Source organism: Stenotrophomonas sp. 57 (genome assembly GCF_030291075.1).
Classification (GTDB): Bacteria; Pseudomonadota; Gammaproteobacteria; order Xanthomonadales; family Xanthomonadaceae; genus Stenotrophomonas.
The window spans coordinates 1,306,216-1,321,659 of the sequence record NZ_CP127407.1 but is presented as its reverse complement, the minus strand read 5'-3'; the positions used below and the strand labels follow the sequence as shown (position 1 = coordinate 1,321,659).

Sequence of the window (15,444 nt, the reverse complement as noted above, 5' to 3'; positions counted from 1 at the left end):
TCATGGCACGACGGGACCTTCAGAGGGCTGGCGTTGCAGCCACGCCCTCTCAGGATCGGTAGCCCTCGGCTGGCTGCGCCAAGGGCTGGCGGAAAGCACCGCTTCGAGCTGCGCAACGTGGCTGCCTTTGCCAATCGGCTGATCCGCCTGGGCCCTCGTATTGGAGTCATTGGATGAACGTTGCGTGGGCGGCTGCTCGACGAACGGCCGAACCTTCGCTCGAACCACCAAGTCCATCAGCACCAGCGCAGCGCACATTCGGCATTTGCCCGAGCCACGCTGGTCCGGCCGGTGGAACCCTTCCTAGCGGCCGTCGATCAACTGATCCAAGCCGGCCATCGGCCACCCGCCACCGCCGGAGCAGCAAAGTGACGGAAGCAGCGACTCCCCCCCTCGATCGCTTCCAAGAGTTCCTCCAAGTACCCGCCTGCAAGCAAGGTGCTAAAGGAATGTCCAGATGAGCCAGACAAGAGAACCGCTCACCAGCTTTTGATATCCGGAATGATTGCGACCGCACCGCCCCGAACCTCTCGCGCCTTGGTGGGTTTCGGCCGTGATACCGAGGAGCGGCCTTATCCATGAACTCAGCACAAGTGTGAGCAGCGGCATTCCCAGCACAGACAATTGACAAAACCTGCGCTCCAGCTAAATAGGCCAGACACCCCACAAGGAGTCAGGCAATGAGGTACAAAGAAGCAAATGCCCACCTGGGCCGGTATGGAATACGTCTGATTCGATGCAATGAAAGAAAGAGAGAGCGCTGGGAAACCGGACCTACCAACGAGACCTGCCCAAGAAAGTACTTTTCTTCGATTGACGCAGCCGTACAGTACTGGGATAGGAAGGCCCGTGGCTTGGCATTTGATGCAGTATTAGCAAGAGCCATCGTAGAGCGGGCTTTAACGTTGGGCGCAACCGACCTCTCAGCCTTCAATGCCTGGATCGACGGAAGAAGAAAGACATTGCCTGGCGTAATGTTTCGACAAACGGGCTCTCTTTGCTTCCCCCAGAACTGGAAAGAAGAGGCCATAGCATGGGCCGCCAGGGAGGGGTCCATCGCAGGATTTGAAATTCGTCACGCACTGAAGCATGCTCGCTTGCAGCACCCGACTCTTCTGCCAAAGCGAAAAAGGAATGCAAAGCGTGACCGAGGACTGTCCAGATGACAGCACTAGCGCCAGAGTTGAGCACCTTATTTCAGCGGTTAGCGGACCAGTCCACCAACTTCTTCGACCGACACCGCTTGCCGCAGCATTACAGATAGCGGCTTTCCGCATCCTCCAAGCGCATGCACAACAGCCTCAGCAGGAAGAAGAGATCACATCAATGCTTCTGGGGGCTTTCATCAACTCCATCGACTGGGTAGCGCATTGCCTTGGGTCGGCGCGTGCGCCGAACCGGTGAGCACACCAACGCCTGCACATATCCACCATGTGCCGTGTCAAATAGCAGTGCCACCGACGCGACCGTTAGCGAACTGAGGTAAATCAGAAGGAGCGGGACGGTTTGAACCAAGACCGGCCGCACAGAAACTCACGAATCCAGCATCATTGATGCAATTTCCGGAGAGCGAAGGAAACCAACCGCAGGCATCAAACGCAAGACGCCATCCATTGACAAGCCTCTAGTTTGCAATAGATTGCGCGCTCAAAGGAACCTCCAATGAACCTAAAAAAGGCAAAATCCTATCTGCGCGCCTGCGGATTCAAATTGGAACGTACAGGGTCTCAGTATCTACTTAGCATGCTCCCCGATCGGGAGTCGACAGCAATCGGTGTTTCTCTATCGCGAGAATACCAAACCTTTGAGGAACTCTCGAATGCGTTGAGCATCGCGGCTATGCGCGCATCACAGTACGAGGCATGCGAGCAGTGGGTTCAAAGTCTGATCGAAGAAGATCGGAGCGATGATCACGCGAACGTGGTAGAGGCACTAGATGCAGGAAGACGCCTGCCTAAAGCTCTACAAGATGAGCTGGACGCAAAGCTGATCGGCCTCTCCCCTTTCCCCTTGGCCTGGACCCCACGCGCAAAACCATTGCTGCTTCAGAAAATAAGATCCCAATAGAGTTGCGCAGAGGGGGCCGACAAGAGATCATCCTTCCACCACACCCAGGACGGAAAGATGATTGTCACCGGGAGCAACCAAAAGAGGTATACAGAGGACGATATCCGGGATGCTTTGTCGCTTGCCGAAATGCGCTCAACTGTCCTTTTCAATAACGAATCGCAGATCGTCGTCCCAGTCAACCATCCAACACGAAAGCATTTCAGGGCATTGGGACAACCGTCGAAAGCAAAACTGAAAGGCGATCCGCACGACACGAACCATGATCGCTGCATCGCGTATTTGGAGAACTTCCTTAAGAACGCAGGCGATTCTTTTGAGATCGTGACCTTTGTTCCCCGGTTCAGCGCCTACATTCACAAGGAAACCGGGCGTCCAGCTGCAAGTAAAGGCGAATCGAAAACGTACGAGCTACAACCAGTATTCAACGCCATCGCCGGCAGCGACTACAGATGGTTCACAGGACCCAGTGCAAGAGTAATTTACCCAGATGGCAGTTACATTGAGTCAGATCTTTGCGGAAGAGCTACCGCCACGTTCTACCCCACCAGGTTAAAGCCAAATATTGTGATCGAGGTGATCCGCTCACACCCACCTGACTTCGACACATTCGAAAGACTTGTCGAACTGTCCAAGAACAATACATTCGTATTGTTCTTCCTCATACCCGAGAACGATGACAACTCCGTTGAATCCCAGTTCAATCGTGCTTGGCGGAAACATCGACTCCAACTGCGCGTATCCTTCTACCTGATGGATGGCATGTTCTACGAGGCTGCTGTGCATATCCCAGACTCTGGAATCAACAGACGCGCAGTGTACGAGCAGCTTGTTTCTGGCGTTCTGAATACGGTCAGGAGAGAGGCTCTTAGTCCCGATGAGTATAAAGCGACGCGCAGCTCATTCCGCACCATCACCACCGAAAAAGCATCCAAACCATAAGGCCACACGGGCCGATAAATGCGTCAGACATGACCACGAGCAAACTACGTGAAGCCAAGGCCTATGATGTACTGCCGGTGCAGATCAATTTAGCCGCAACGAATTCCAGTCGCCGTCGCCTGACTGATCCAAGCCCCGGACACCGGCCGCCGCCGAGGCAGCAGCACAGCGGAGACCGGGGCCTATTACAGCTCCTTGGGGCGCAAAGCATCACTACGACTGCTCATATTGAAGCTCTCCAAACAGGCTGATCATGAGATCGCCCTTGAGTTCTTCAAAGGGAATCTCCACCACGTCATCGGGATGCCTGGGCTTGGCCTTGCCGTCATGCGCTGAATTCTTCGTGTGACCGTTGACGTTCTCCCCATTGTCCTTCGTGTAAGGAAGAACCACGATCCGACCGTGGTTCTTTGAGACGATCTTCCCCTCCCTCCAAACAGCGTCGGTATCGCCTCCAGTGCCGTCCGCCGCACGCTCCTTCACCAGCCATCCAACGTTGTTGAAGCTCTCATACCAGAAAACAAACGAGCCCATGACCACAGCCCGCTGCCCCCTCGCAAGCGCATCGGCCAAGAGTCGTTTGACACCTTCCAACTGGAGGAGCTGAGCCGCTCTGGGCAACAAGATCTGGCGAATCTTGGCCTTGGTCTTTCCCCAGTGACTCAAGGAACTGAGATCAAACCCATTGGCGATTCTCGCGCGGTAGCATGCAACTAGGAGCTTACGATTGGCCCACATTGGATCGGACCAACTCCCGTCCTCTAGCCTTACAAAGATCAGATGACGGCTGTCTCTCCGCACGGAGATGATTTTCACGTAAGCGTGCTCACGCAACTTCTCTACGATCAGATCGCGATACTCCTCCGCCTTGGCGGATAGAACCAAATCAGCCTCATTGAAAACGGTTCTCGCTTTGCGCGCTTGTGCCTGAGCAAGCATCAAGCCCTCTTCTTCAGCCAGACGTCTGGCGGCCTGTAGCGCCTTCTCGGCCTTCAGTCGGAGTGACACCCGCTGCTCATCGGACGCCAGGGCGTCGATCTGAAGCGCGGCCTGTTCGTTCATCAGGCGACACGTGTCCTCAAGCTCTTCGCGGTCGCGCGAGGCAATCGCAAAGAAAGCGCCATCCCTCGCAACGGGTGGAGCCTTTCTCCAATTGACGGACTTCCCATCGCTGCAGGCCAAGACGTACACACGCCAGCATTCAAGCCAAGGATCAAAGACCGTCCGTGCTGCGATGATCATCCTATCGTCCCCCTACCGATGCGCCACACAGTGAACCACCCAAAGCACGCAGGTCGTTCCACTTCCGAATTGCTTCCACCACGTGGTGCTGTTCAACCCCATTGAGCCCATGTAAAGCGTGCCACGCCACAACCATTGCTTCCGTGGACCCGAGCAGCGTGGCGGGTGTTACTCGCAGCGCATGCGACAGTTCTGTAAGGCTATCACTGCCTGGCCGGCCCACGCAGGGGTTGGCCCCTTCCCCCAAATGATTCCCCATCATCCTTTCGCCCCTGTTGGTGATACCGAACATCTGCTCTTCCAGCCGATCCCCGCCGCAGCTGTGCGATCTCCGCATTCCGAGCGGGCCGCCGATCTTGCATTCTGGCTCAGTGAGCCCTTACCTACTCTAGCGGCCCTTTGCTGGGCTCGGAACCAAAGAGCTGGCGCACCTTTGCCTTCAGCCCGGCAAGGGTCATTTCCCCCACATGCATATCCACCATCCTGCCCTGACTGTCAAAGAAGAGGGTCGTCGGCATCACCCGCGCGCCGAAGCGGAGCATGGTCTCGGACGACGGGTCGGTATACGTGTGGTCAAACACGAGCTGGTTGTCCTGGACGAACGCCAGTGCGGTCGCGGGTTCGTCCCCCTGGTTCACCATGGCAAACACGACCCGGGCAGCTGCGCTTCGGCTTCTGCAAAGGCGGGCATCTCGCGGCGACAGGGCGGGCACCACGCGGCCCACAGGTTAACCACCACTGGACGCCCGACCGCGGCCGACAGGGTCGGCACTGCCGGTCCCGAAGGATTCCCATGAACAGCCTCTAGCCCCGGCGCAGCGCGGCTCATCCAATCCAACGAGAAGCTCATGGCCAACCAAGCCGCGCTGCCGAAGGCGAGGCCGACGAGCGCTCCTTTCCTGACCCCGGCCTTGCCCCGCGCCAACCAAGCGGCCACGAACGCCCCCGCCAGTAATCCCCAGGCCCAAGAATATCCGCCGTCACCCAATGTCACGATCGACCAAGGATGGGGCGCGTAGTCCTGCCAGTTCTGCACCACGAATCCGAGGCGAGCAGCCAGAAGTCCTGCCCCGATCGCATCCACCACGATCCCTGCCGCCCGTTTGGCCTCCTCGGGGTTTTGGCGCCTGCGCCACTTGCGCGCCACCCACCAAGCGGCCGTGGCTGAGAGCATCAAGGTCAACACGTCGATGGAGAAGGGGCCGAGGCTGTTCAACGATCAACTCCTTGCGGGGTGGTAAGCAGAGCTTGCCGAAGGTGACTCCACTGCCGTGGCTCAAGCCCCCTGGGGATCCGGTCGATAACGTTCCCGTGGCACACTCGCGGTGCATAGCTTGACTGCCGCTCATTAAGTGAGCATCGCAGCCAGATCCCCGCAGCATCCCAACCGCGGGCGTGCGTCGTCCTTCAATGCAATTGGCTTACATGGAGTTTCCATTGAACCCGCACTTCTCTGTCCACGCACCGGAGCACCGCCGCCCGAAAGGCCTTTACGCGCAAGTGGATTTCATCGAACCCCTGGGCGAAGGGCTGACCTTGGTTGGCTTGGATGGGGTGGATGCGGAGTGGTTCGCCGAATTCAGCGAGGACCACGGGCTAAGCAAGAAAGCCGCGAGCGTCGGCGATTGCAAAGCATTCGCTCAGGGTGCACCGCTGTTCCACCTGCAGCTGACCATGTTCTCCGATGAGGCGAATCGCTGGTTTAGCCCAAAGACCAGGCGCTGGCTGCTTCTCGAGCTTTCCGACGAGGGACAACTGCTCGGCCAACTGTATCCAACCCTCTTTTCCCCGCCTCAGAACGTGGCGTTTGACGCTGTGCGACTTCCACCGATGCACCGCAGGAGTCAGCAACTGAACCGTTTGATGCTTGTGCCAAGCAAAGCTTGGATGCCCCGCTCCAGGCCCAAACCGGCGGCCCTGGACATTGAGGAACTAGCGGTGCTCGACGTGGGCCAGGGATCGGCCAATGCATTGCTGTGCCGCGAAGGCGTTGCACGCATCTACTTTGACGTGGGCTGCGGCGTGTACCGCAATGCTCCCACAAAGCCAACGAACATCGGCTTCTGCCAATGCGGGGACCCTGTTGTCGTTCTTTCCCATTGGGATGCTGACCACTGGGCCGGAGCTGCCATTGATACAGGCCTTCTGACTCGCACCTGGATTGCCCCCATCCCAGAAACGATCAAACACATTGTGTTCCTGATGAACATTTGGTCTGCTGGAGGAAAAACAATTTTGCTCAACACTCCGGCCGCCGTTGGCCTGAGTCCTGGAATCAAGCTCGTTCGTTGCAAAGGACCTGTAAGTGACCGCAATGAGTCAGGCTTGGCCCTGATCGCCGAGCGCGAAGGCAGGCGCTGGCTGTTGCCGGGTGATGCCAGTTACCACAACGTCCCAGGGGCCCTAAAACACCCCGTCACGGGACTGGTGGCCACGCACCACGGGGCCCGCGTCCATGGCACCGGCGCTCCGGTGCCCCCGCCGGCGCCCGACTACGCCCGGTTGGCCTACTCCTTTGGCCCTGGTAATGCGCACGGAAAGTACGGGGTCTCCCATCCTCGCCCCGCGGGAGTGCACGCGTATGACGCCGTCGGCTGGATTCACAGCGGCTGGGGTGTTCTCCCGCCTGGCAGCGCTGTCGCCGTTGCTCCGGGTCACGCCCGAGCAACGGCACACCATCCCACCACCCATTTGAATGGCATCCGCATCGGCTGGACCGTGCCAGTCGGCGTGCTCCCGCACTTGGCCGCCTGCCCAAAGGCAATGCCCCTTACGCAGACGTAAGGGGCACCCGGATCCATCAAGGGGGGGCCGGACCGGCTCCCGTCAAGGTGACGAGCTGCTAGGGATACGGTCAAGCGCGGTCAGAAGCCGCTCAGCGTAGGCATAAGCCGCGGTCTCGACGCGACCGTGGGTGAAGTTGGTCACCCACAAGTAGAGCAGAAAGCTCGACACTAGAAGCGTTGCCCCACCCTCAAAACCAGGGTGAAGCAGCGTGGCCCAGTTGAAAGCCAGCGGGTTGAGGGTCAACGCTCCGGTCAGGAGCAAACCCACCGCCACACCGGCCGCAGACGTAACCACGCCAAACGGGCGAAGCGCAGACATGTTCCGGAAGAACCCGTAGGAGATGTTCTCCTTAAGCACCAACGATTCAGTGCCCCGCGTCCTCTCCCTCAGCTTTGCAACCGCATCCTCGTAAGCATGGTCGGCCCTGCTTGGATTGCCCCTTTCTTTAGCAGCAGAGGGGACTTCTGCTTTTAGCTTCTCGTTGATCGCGTTGTGATACCGGGCCTTCGTAACGGGGTTCAGGCGCTCGTCTCGATGGCGAAGGAGAATCGTAGAGGGCATACCTCCCCATTTCTTAACCAACTTGTTTTCGAGCTTCTTGCCTTGGAAGCGCACCACACTGGAGAGAAGGAAAGGCGCGCAGAAGGTCACAACGACGGCGGCCACCACCTGCATTGCGTCAAGCTCATCGCGAAACGCTGCAATGAAGGACACCGTCAGCGGCATCAATACGATGAGACCGGGCGCCAACCGAGCGTTGCGATCATAGGGATCCGACACTTGGGCAAGCAACTGACCTAGAGCAATGGGATTGGACATCTCAGTCATTGCTCCCTCAGTCCTTCTCATAGTCAGGCGGATATGGCGTCTGCTCTGTGCTTGTCCAATTGGCCCGCGAGATGCCCGTGGAAAGCAACAGATTGCGCCCTTCCGTGGCGGAGAAATGCGCACCCCGGTGAATCATTGCCCGCACCACGACCTTCCTGGGGTGTGCCGTGTCAGCTTTGGCAGAACTGCACACGGCACTGAACTTATAGCCGTCTTCCGGCGTCTTGAGCGGTTCGCCCAGCCAGCGGTTGAGGACCTCGGTGTTGACGTTTCGACGCCCCCCGTGGTGCGGGACTTGGAAGGCCCAGACGCCAGGCAGCGTCCCACCCATCGCTTCCAAGTAGTCGGCCGCTTCAGCGAGGCCGTCTCGCCCGGTGTCGCCGGTCAGCAGCGCGCGCTTGCCATTGATGACGATGGTCTGGACCACGCTCATCTCGTTCTCTTCACTGGTCCCACCCGCCGGGAAGAATTCCTGACCCCACAAACCCTGCACGAAATTCTTGGCAGCCTTGACCAACGCGGCCAAGCCCTCGAGAGACGCCTCAATCAGCGTGCTGTCCTTCGCAGCCTCAGGGGTGCGCTGGGACGCGACCACGAGGTCAAGGTAACGGGCACGCGTGGGGGCTAGCACCAGAAAATCACCGATGTAGGCACCTTGGAACGGGTCACGGATAGGGATGCCCTTCTCAAGCGCGAGCTCTTCCAGCGCCGCCGGTCCCGGATACAGCTTGCGCAGGCGACTACGCAGAGCGTCTGCGGAATTGTAGGTCTCGAACCGGGGAAGCAACTCTTCGGCGTAAAGCCAGGGGCGATGCATCCAAAGCTCCCCCACTTCGCAACGCTCAAGGACCTTACGAAGGCCGTTGGCGTGATCGCTGTCCGGATGGGTCAGCACCACCGAATCAACCTTGCCGGTACCGTAGTGCTTGGCGATGTGTTCGACCAGGCGATCACCGGTCTCCAGGTAGCCACCATCCACCACATGGATCCGGGTCTGCCCATTCAACTCGTAGCGCACACCAATGGCGTCACCGCTCTTGGAAGTTTCGACGGCCAAAAAATCCAATTCAATACTATCTGCCACGTTCAGCCCCCTGTTGGCTAAGTATGCTCACTTGAGCAAGTTTGAGACGAAATTTCCCTCCCGTTGGCGGAGGCCGCCATCAGAGGAGATTGCCTTATCAAGACGTCCTGGATACAGACAGGCCATGCACCATGAAGCCGGCAGTGGAAAGCGCCGGCCTTGGCCCTTCCATGCATGCAGGCCAATGCCAGCCGCGCTCCCTACATGCGAATTAGAGCCAGCTTCCGATAAGCCAGCTCGGTCGTCTTGCAATCATTGACAGGCATGTGCGGGTCAATAGACCGACTTCCCAATGGCTACCAAGGCTGCACGCAGCCCATCGGACCCGATCTTCGCCAGCAGCGCGTTGGCCGTGTTTGGGTCCAGAGGAAAGTAGGACATGTATCCCTTGCCGTTGAGGTAGAGCGCATAGAACCCGCTGAGTTTGGGCTGTCCGAGCACCTCATAGACGCCCTCTTCCAAGATTGGAATGTGGAGATGCTTTGGCGTGCCATCCGTGTGCCTGGACTGCACCTTCTCACTCATCCACTGCCGTCTACCATCCGGAAAATACCTACGAACCACCGACTTTTTCTCCGACTTGTTGCACTGGAGAAAGATGCCTCGCTGTCCCCCAACCGTGCCCAACGTCAGCTTATCCCTGTACGACACCCTTGACGCCTCCAACTTCTCTGTTAGAAATCCACCAATCCACCGAACGGGCGCAGCAACCGATGTACTGGCTTGAAATTTATTCACCGCACGCTGGCACAGCCCGCGTGGAAGGCCTTAGTTGGGCTCAACTCGACGCCATCGCTCCCTTCCTTGGTGGAGCTGGCCTCGCCAGCTCCTTCGGCATTTACCACCCCGATGGAAGTACGGAACTTCTGGGAGGTTGCTTGGCAGCGTCGCTGGAGGAAGACGGCGTGCACTACCTGCACATTGAGACTCCGGATATCACCCATTAAGCACCCGGCCAACATCGCGTTCATACGCATCTTGACCTGAGCCTCGGGTCGCAAGACCCGCTCAGAAAGTGGGCAACTTCTCCAAGTTGTCGCGCGTCGATTCATCCCGCACGGTCTTGAGGTAATCGGTCTTGACCGAAATAATCTCCAGCGCCGCACCGAGCCGCCACCCACCGTCCGCCTTCCGGACGATGGTAGTGAAAGTCACATTCTTTTCGACCGACTCGATGACCTGAGGACGCGTCACGTCGCTGTAGCTACCTTCCTTGAAGGTGCCATTGGTCTTATCAACCCTATGCACACGCAGCTTTGCAATGTGCGAGCCATCGCTGTTGTATTGCACGGCGGAAACATAGAAATCAGGATGCGCCATTTAGACATTTCCTTAACAAAAGGCTGGAGCGCATTAGACGACTCCCATTGGGTTTTTACAATAGGGAATTCCCTACCCCCGACTAAAGGCGAAAGGAGTCAAAATAATGACGCTCGACGGCACAGAAGCCCGTACCCGGCGGCGTCACTACAAATGAACTAAGAATCCGAGCAACTTAATTCGGATACTCAAGCCCGCTCACCACCTTAACTACACACCCAGAAGGAGAGCGTGGTAGCCGCCAGAATTCTGACTCACCAGTTTCTTTATCAAGCGCACTGAACAGGCCTCGAGCTGCGCCCTGCGCCTGTGGGACATAGAAGTCCTAACAGCCTAATCGCACCTACTAGCGTCTTGCACTCTTACAGCTCTAGCCTGACCGCGCCCCTTTGCAGCCGGTGCCCCACGGCAGTATCTGGCGAATGTCCATACACAATCAGCTCAATCGATATAGATATTGCTTCCACCGACTACAAGCGTCTCCAATCTCGACCTCCGTCCTCCCACCGGCCCGATCTACCCAAGCCGACTCTATGCGCTTCTGCGACCGCCTAGATGGTCACGCTGAAGCTGCGAGATGGGTTGAACCTTCGCACCGCCCTCTGGCACTGCCCCGCTCAGTGGGCCCGGTCTCGGTTGATCGAGACCACCACCTCCAAGCCTCCCCCCATGCGATTCCGGACTGTCAGCACGCCACCGTGAGCAGCGCATATGGCGCCCGCAATGGAGAGGCCAAGCCCGGAGCCACCTGAGTGCCGGGCCCTGGACCGATCCGCCCTCCAAAAGCGGTCCTGGACACGCGGGAGGTCGGCCTCGTCGACCCCTGGGCCACGGTCGCCAACAATGAGCGTCACCCGCGTCCCCTCCTGCCTGAGCGATACGTCCATGACGCCGCCGCTGGATGCATACCGCAGCAGGTTGTCCACCACGATGGTCATTACTTGGCCCATCCGCAGCCGGTCGGCCTGGACCTCGATGCCGGAGTCCAGATCCAACTGGCATGCAACCCCAGCAGCTTGGAGCTCCAGTTCCACCCACTGAATGCGCTCGAGCACCAGATCTGCGAGCACAAACCGCTCTTCTTCCAAGCTCAGGGCCCCAGCCCGCGCCATCGACAGCAGATGGAGGTCGCCAACGATGCGATTGATCTGCTCCAGCTGCCGGTGAACCAGCAAGAGTTGATCATTGGAGTGCGGAAAAACATCGTCCACCATCCCTTGAATGCGCCCCATCGCAGCGTTCAACGGAGTCCTGAGCTCGTGGGCCAGCATCGCACTGGAGTCCCTGATCTCCCGCTCATACTGCTCCAGGCGAGATGACATCTCGTTGAAATCGTCGGCCAGGCCGGCCAGCTCCTGGGGGGCATGCGGACTCACAGCTGCCCGCGCCGAGAAGTCCCCCTCGGCCACCTGCCTCGCCGCTTTTGCCACCGAACTGAACTGCCGCGATAGCGGGCGAGACATCATGAAGCCAAAGACGAAGATGAAAGGAACGGATGTCACCAGCAACGCGAGAAGGGTGAACCAATCGGGATTTCGCAGGCCCGGCAAGAAGTTCTCGATGGCGTAATGGGCTTGAAACAGCGCCCATAGCCGCGCTTCGTCCAAATGCGGATCTGCCACAAGCCGCCGCACCTCTTGCTGTACCTGGGGCGGTAGCGTGCTGAGGATGCGCTCATCCTTCAGCTGGAAATGCAGCCACATCCCAAGCGCCACGCAGCTCACTGCCCCCACGGCCAGCCCGCTCATTCGAAGGCCGACCCAAGTCCATAAGGAGCTAGGCGCTCGTGGATGGCTATCAGGCTTCATTGGAACCGGTATCCCACGCCGCGTACCGTCACCAGTACACCGGTAATCCCATGGAGCTCAAGCTTCTTGCGAATGTTGTGAACATGCGTGTCGACCACGCGATTCAGCGAATCGCTGGTGGCGGCAACCCCTTCCAGCAGCTCCGCGCGCGTGAAGGCCTTGAAGGGGGTGCGCAGGAGTGCATAAAGGATATTGAACTCGGTGGGCGTCAGATCGACGACGGACGGCGACCCCAAGGCCTCCGCTTCAACCAGCACCCTTACGGCCTCACCGTCTACGGTGAGCCGCCCATGCTGGAGGACCTTTTCCTTTCCTCGACCAGGCACCACCCGACGCAGCACGGCATGAACCCGAGCCACCACCTCGCGGGGGCTGTAGGGCTTGACCACGTAGTCGTCTGCTCCATACCGCAGGGCTCCCAGCTTGTCCGGCTCGTCCCCGACGGCGGTCACCATGATCACGGGCGTGTCGCCCGCTTTGCGAATCGCCGACAGGACATCGATACCACTCATCTTCGGCAGCATGATATCCAGAAGGACCAAGTGGGGACGCCACTTCGCAAAGAGCTCTAGGGCCTGCAGGCCATCGTTGGCCACCGCCACAAAAAAGCCCTCCTTGCGAAGGTAGGCCTCCAGGATACTGGCGCCGTCCGCGTCGTCCTCGACGACCAAGACGCGCTTGTCGTTCGAAGGGATGGGAGCCGAATTCATAGAATCCGAAAAAGTCATTGATGAAATCTTGATATTTGGGCGGAAACCGTCGAAACGGCGCGCCATTCTTACCACTACATCGCCGCCTCTGCCACAAAGAGGTTGCAGATCGTCCGGATCTTCAGCATGTCGGTTCAGAAACAGCGCTCGCAGCTGAGGAAGCTACGCTTTTCTTTTGAGGCTTGATCGAATCTCAACAAAGAGCACAAAGAACCTTGAGAAGAGGCCTTCAAGCTTCGCGCACTTCTCTGGCGATCGTGGGTTAATCCGTGAATACTTGCTCGGCCGTCCGCTGGCTCGGACCAGCTCTGGTTAGTTCGGCAGCTGTCTTAGGAATGGCTGCGTTGGCAGGGTGTTCTTTGTCCCCCCAATACGTCCGTCCCGCCGCGGTCGTTCCCCAGCAACTCGGCTCCACGAGTAGTTCACCGACGAACGGACAGCTTTGCTCGGAGCAATTGCGCGAGCAAGACGTTGATTTTGTCCGGGCGGCGGTCAAGGGTGACCAGTTGGATGCCATGATCAAAGCGGCGCTGTGTCGCAGCCCCGACTACCGGCTTGCCGAGCTCAACGTGCGCCTCGCGCGAGCGCAGGCCGGTCAGAGCAACAGTGCACGACTGCCACGGCTGGATGGGCAAATCGTCAAAAGCAAACAGCGATTCGGCGATCCAGCGTTGGACGAGCGCTACCAGCAGGATCTGTCCATGGCGACCGTCGGACTGTCAGAGTTCGATCCCGACTTCTTCGGGCGCCTCAGGTCGCTTGCCGCTGCCGAGGGGCTCCGGTGGGAAGCTTCTCAGCACGGCCGCGACGCGGCCCGGGGAGCGCTCATTGGCGAAACGCTCCGCGCCTACGTCCTCTACTCTGCGGCCAAAGAAGCGGAAGCCCAGGCCGGGGTAGTGGCCAGCAGCGCCCAGGAACAGCTTCACCTTGCTCAGCGCCGGCAATCGCTTGGAATGATCGCCTCCGACGATCTTCGCGTCGCGGAGAGCTTGGCTGCACAAGCGGATGCAAACGCGGCCAAAACTGCCGAGGCATCAAAAGCCCAAGAGCGGGCTCTGCGGTTTCTGGTTGGGTTTGACTCAGTGCTGCCAAGCCCAAATCTTTCGCTTTTCGTGGACGGCTCTGGTGACGCGGTCAGATACGGTGATTTGGATTCTTCCGTGCTCTACCAGCGGCCCGAGGTGCTTGAGGCAGAAGCCAGGCTACAAGCAGCTTACGCTGACATCGGCGCCGCCCGTGCGGCCTTTTTCCCGTCCATCCAACTCACCACCTCCCTGGGCTCGGCCAGCGAGAGTTTGGGCGGTCTCTTCTCTGCCTCAAAAGCTTGGACCTTCTCCCCGAGCCTGCGGCTTCCCATCTTCGACTTCGGTCGGAACAAGCGAGCGTTGGATCTCGCATGGATCCGTCAACAGCAAGGGGTGGTGCAGTACGAGAGGGCCATTCAGCGCGCGTTTGTCGATGTCGCCGATGCCCTTGGCAGCCGAAGCCAGACGGAGCAGGCCTACACCGCTGCTCGGAGTAAGGAGCTCGCTACTGTCGGAAAGACTGGCCGACTGATCCAACGAATTGATGCAGGGCTGCAAGACGCCTTGGACCGACCGCAGGCCCAGATCGACGCGGCCAATGCCACCGCCGACCGCGTCGCTGCTCAGCAGGATTTTGCGCTTTCCCGGATCGCTCTGTCGCACGCGTTCTATGCGACTGCCCCTGCTCGGCTCCCGCACTCCAGCTCCCATTGAGCTTTCCAACATGATCACCAAGACCAAATCAACCGTCCTACTCGGACTGGCCGTGCTTCTGGCGGCACAGGGCGCTCATGCCGACGGCCTGTGGGGCGACAAGCTGGAGGCCACGCTTGGGACCGGCGTGCTCTACGGCCCGCTCTACGCGGGCTCGGATGAGAGCCAAGCGATCCTTGTCCCCGTGTTGTCCGTTCAGCGGGGCATCCTCTTCGTTGACTCCACCCGTGGGGCAGGCCTGCAGTATCAGCTTGGCAGTGGCCTCTACCTCTCCCAGTCGATCTATTACGACTTGGGCCGCTTGGAAAAGGACAGCTCTTGGCGCCCTGGCTCAGATTCCTTGAAGGGCATGGGCCGCGTTCCAGGCTCGTTCACCACGAAGACCATGCTGGTTCAGCCCTTGGGCAATCGCTTCAATGTCTCCGCAGAAGCGGAATACGCTCTGCGATCTTCGGGGCACCGCCTTCGCTACCGAGTGGGGGCAGAAGCAAAGCTCTTCAACGGCAATGCCAACGACGTGTTTCTCACTGCAGATGTGCACGGTGGCGATCGCGATTTCAACCAAGCCTACTACGGGGTTGGTGTCGCTCAGGCGAACGTTACAGGACGACGGGCGTTCTCTTCCGCCTCGGGCATCAATGCCTACGCCGCCGGCGTTCGTTGGGAGCACAAGTTTGGCGCGCGCTGGATGGGCATCGCGCAGATCAATGCGATGCGCTACGCGCGTGACGTGAGCGGCAGCTCTGTCATCGAGCGGCGCAACAGCGGCTTCGGGAACGTGGCCCTCACCTACACCTACTGAGAAAAAATATGGCCTTCCTACCCCCGCCAGCTATGCGCGCTCTTCTTGTCCTCTCCCTCGTTGGGCTGTCCGCCTGCAGCAAAGAACCAATGCCGCCCACGCCGGTCCGGAGTGT

General features: G+C 59.0%; 14 protein-coding genes. 5 read left to right on the top strand and 9 right to left on the bottom strand.

Going from position 1 to position 15,444, the window contains the following annotated elements; translation table 11 throughout:
• Positions 1–1,662: 1,662 nt before the first annotated feature.
• Entirely contained in the window at positions 1,663–2,067 is a 405-nt protein-coding gene (locus tag QP512_RS06065; protein ID WP_286071345.1) for a hypothetical protein, read from the top strand.
• Positions 2,068–2,124: 57 nt separating this feature from the next.
• Positions 2,125–3,009, top strand: a complete 885-nt coding sequence (locus tag QP512_RS06060) for a hypothetical protein (protein WP_286071344.1) — start codon at positions 2,125–2,127, stop codon at positions 3,007–3,009.
• Between the two features lie 213 nt (positions 3,010–3,222).
• Here the strand turns inward: QP512_RS06060 and QP512_RS06055 are convergent, their stop codons facing one another.
• The 3 genes from QP512_RS06055 to QP512_RS06045 form a co-directional block, all read right to left on the bottom strand.
• Positions 3,223–4,251, bottom strand: coding sequence for a hypothetical protein (locus tag QP512_RS06055; protein WP_286071343.1), 1,029 nt, complete (start codon positions 4,249–4,251; stop codon positions 3,223–3,225).
• Positions 4,252–4,634: 383 nt separating this feature from the next.
• Positions 4,635–4,901, bottom strand: a complete 267-nt coding sequence (locus tag QP512_RS06050) for a hypothetical protein (protein ID WP_286071342.1) — start codon at positions 4,899–4,901, stop codon at positions 4,635–4,637.
• Positions 4,886–5,467, bottom strand: a complete 582-nt coding sequence (locus QP512_RS06045) for a TlpA disulfide reductase family protein (RefSeq protein ID WP_286071341.1) — start codon at positions 5,465–5,467, stop codon at positions 4,886–4,888. Before QP512_RS06045 ends, QP512_RS06050 begins: the two co-directional genes overlap by 16 nt.
• A gap of 221 nt (positions 5,468–5,688) precedes the next feature.
• Between QP512_RS06045 and QP512_RS06040 the strand changes: the two genes are divergently transcribed.
• Positions 5,689–7,035, top strand: coding sequence for a hypothetical protein (locus QP512_RS06040; RefSeq protein WP_286071340.1), 1,347 nt, complete (start codon positions 5,689–5,691; stop codon positions 7,033–7,035).
• A gap of 42 nt (positions 7,036–7,077) precedes the next feature.
• Here QP512_RS06040 and QP512_RS06035 read toward each other — a convergent pair whose 3' ends face one another.
• The 6 genes from QP512_RS06035 to QP512_RS06010 all read right to left on the bottom strand — a co-directional run bounded on the left by QP512_RS06035 (position 7,078) and on the right by QP512_RS06010 (position 12,806).
• Positions 7,078–7,866 carry a hypothetical protein gene (locus QP512_RS06035; protein ID WP_286071339.1) on the bottom strand — a complete coding sequence of 263 codons (789 nt, stop codon included), beginning with the start codon at positions 7,864–7,866 and terminating at the stop codon, positions 7,078–7,080.
• Positions 7,867–7,873: 7 nt separating this feature from the next.
• On the bottom strand, positions 7,874–8,950 hold the full coding sequence (locus QP512_RS06030; protein WP_286071338.1) for an MBL fold metallo-hydrolase: 1,077 nt from the start codon (positions 8,948–8,950) through the stop codon (positions 7,874–7,876).
• Positions 8,951–9,223: 273 nt separating this feature from the next.
• Positions 9,224–9,475: a hypothetical protein gene (locus QP512_RS06025; RefSeq protein WP_286071337.1), complete on the bottom strand. Its 252-nt coding sequence runs from the start codon at positions 9,473–9,475 to the stop codon at positions 9,224–9,226.
• Between the two features lie 483 nt (positions 9,476–9,958).
• Entirely contained in the window at positions 9,959–10,270 is a 312-nt protein-coding gene (locus tag QP512_RS06020; RefSeq protein WP_286071336.1) for a DUF3892 domain-containing protein, read from the bottom strand.
• A 617-nt stretch (positions 10,271–10,887) separates the two neighbouring features.
• Complete coding sequence (locus tag QP512_RS06015; protein ID WP_286071335.1) at positions 10,888–12,078, bottom strand: ATP-binding protein; 1,191 nt, start codon at positions 12,076–12,078, stop codon at positions 10,888–10,890.
• Positions 12,075–12,806 (bottom strand): response regulator transcription factor, encoded by a 732-nt coding sequence (locus QP512_RS06010; RefSeq protein WP_286071997.1) that lies wholly within the window; start codon positions 12,804–12,806, stop codon positions 12,075–12,077. The genes QP512_RS06015 and QP512_RS06010 overlap by 4 nt, the downstream gene beginning before the upstream one ends.
• Before the next feature lie 317 nt (positions 12,807–13,123).
• On the opposite strand from QP512_RS06010, the gene QP512_RS06005 reads away from it, so the two are divergent.
• Both QP512_RS06005 and QP512_RS06000 read left to right on the top strand, forming a co-directional pair.
• A complete protein-coding gene (locus QP512_RS06005; RefSeq protein ID WP_286071334.1) occupies positions 13,124–14,527 on the top strand; it encodes an efflux transporter outer membrane subunit in 1,404 nt (467 codons plus the stop codon).
• A 10-nt stretch (positions 14,528–14,537) separates the two neighbouring features.
• Positions 14,538–15,329: a MipA/OmpV family protein gene (locus QP512_RS06000; protein ID WP_286071333.1), complete on the top strand. Its 792-nt coding sequence runs from the start codon at positions 14,538–14,540 to the stop codon at positions 15,327–15,329.
• The last annotated feature ends 115 nt before the right edge of the window (positions 15,330–15,444 follow it).

Bases quoted from the DNA above. Each gene is read 5' to 3' on its own strand.
- QP512_RS06015 (WP_286071335.1), bottom strand. From the start codon at position 12,078: ATGAAGCCTGATAGCCATCCACGAGCGCCTAGCTCCTTATGGACTTGG.
- QP512_RS06060 (WP_286071344.1), top strand. From the start codon at position 2,125: ATGATTGTCACCGGGAGCAACCAAAAGAGGTATACAGAGGACGATATC.
- QP512_RS06065 (WP_286071345.1), top strand. From the start codon at position 1,663: ATGAACCTAAAAAAGGCAAAATCCTATCTGCGCGCCTGCGGATTCAAA.
- QP512_RS06025 (WP_286071337.1), bottom strand. From the start codon at position 9,475: ATGAGTGAGAAGGTGCAGTCCAGGCACACGGATGGCACGCCAAAGCAT.
- QP512_RS06035 (WP_286071339.1), bottom strand. From the start codon at position 7,866: ATGACTGAGATGTCCAATCCCATTGCTCTAGGTCAGTTGCTTGCCCAA.
- QP512_RS06020 (WP_286071336.1), bottom strand. From the start codon at position 10,270: ATGGCGCATCCTGATTTCTATGTTTCCGCCGTGCAATACAACAGCGAT.
- QP512_RS06000 (WP_286071333.1), top strand. From the start codon at position 14,538: ATGATCACCAAGACCAAATCAACCGTCCTACTCGGACTGGCCGTGCTT.
- QP512_RS06005 (WP_286071334.1), top strand. From the start codon at position 13,124: ATGGCTGCGTTGGCAGGGTGTTCTTTGTCCCCCCAATACGTCCGTCCC.
- QP512_RS06055 (WP_286071343.1), bottom strand. From the start codon at position 4,251: ATGATCATCGCAGCACGGACGGTCTTTGATCCTTGGCTTGAATGCTGG.
- QP512_RS06010 (WP_286071997.1), bottom strand. From the start codon at position 12,806: ATGACTTTTTCGGATTCTATGAATTCGGCTCCCATCCCTTCGAACGAC.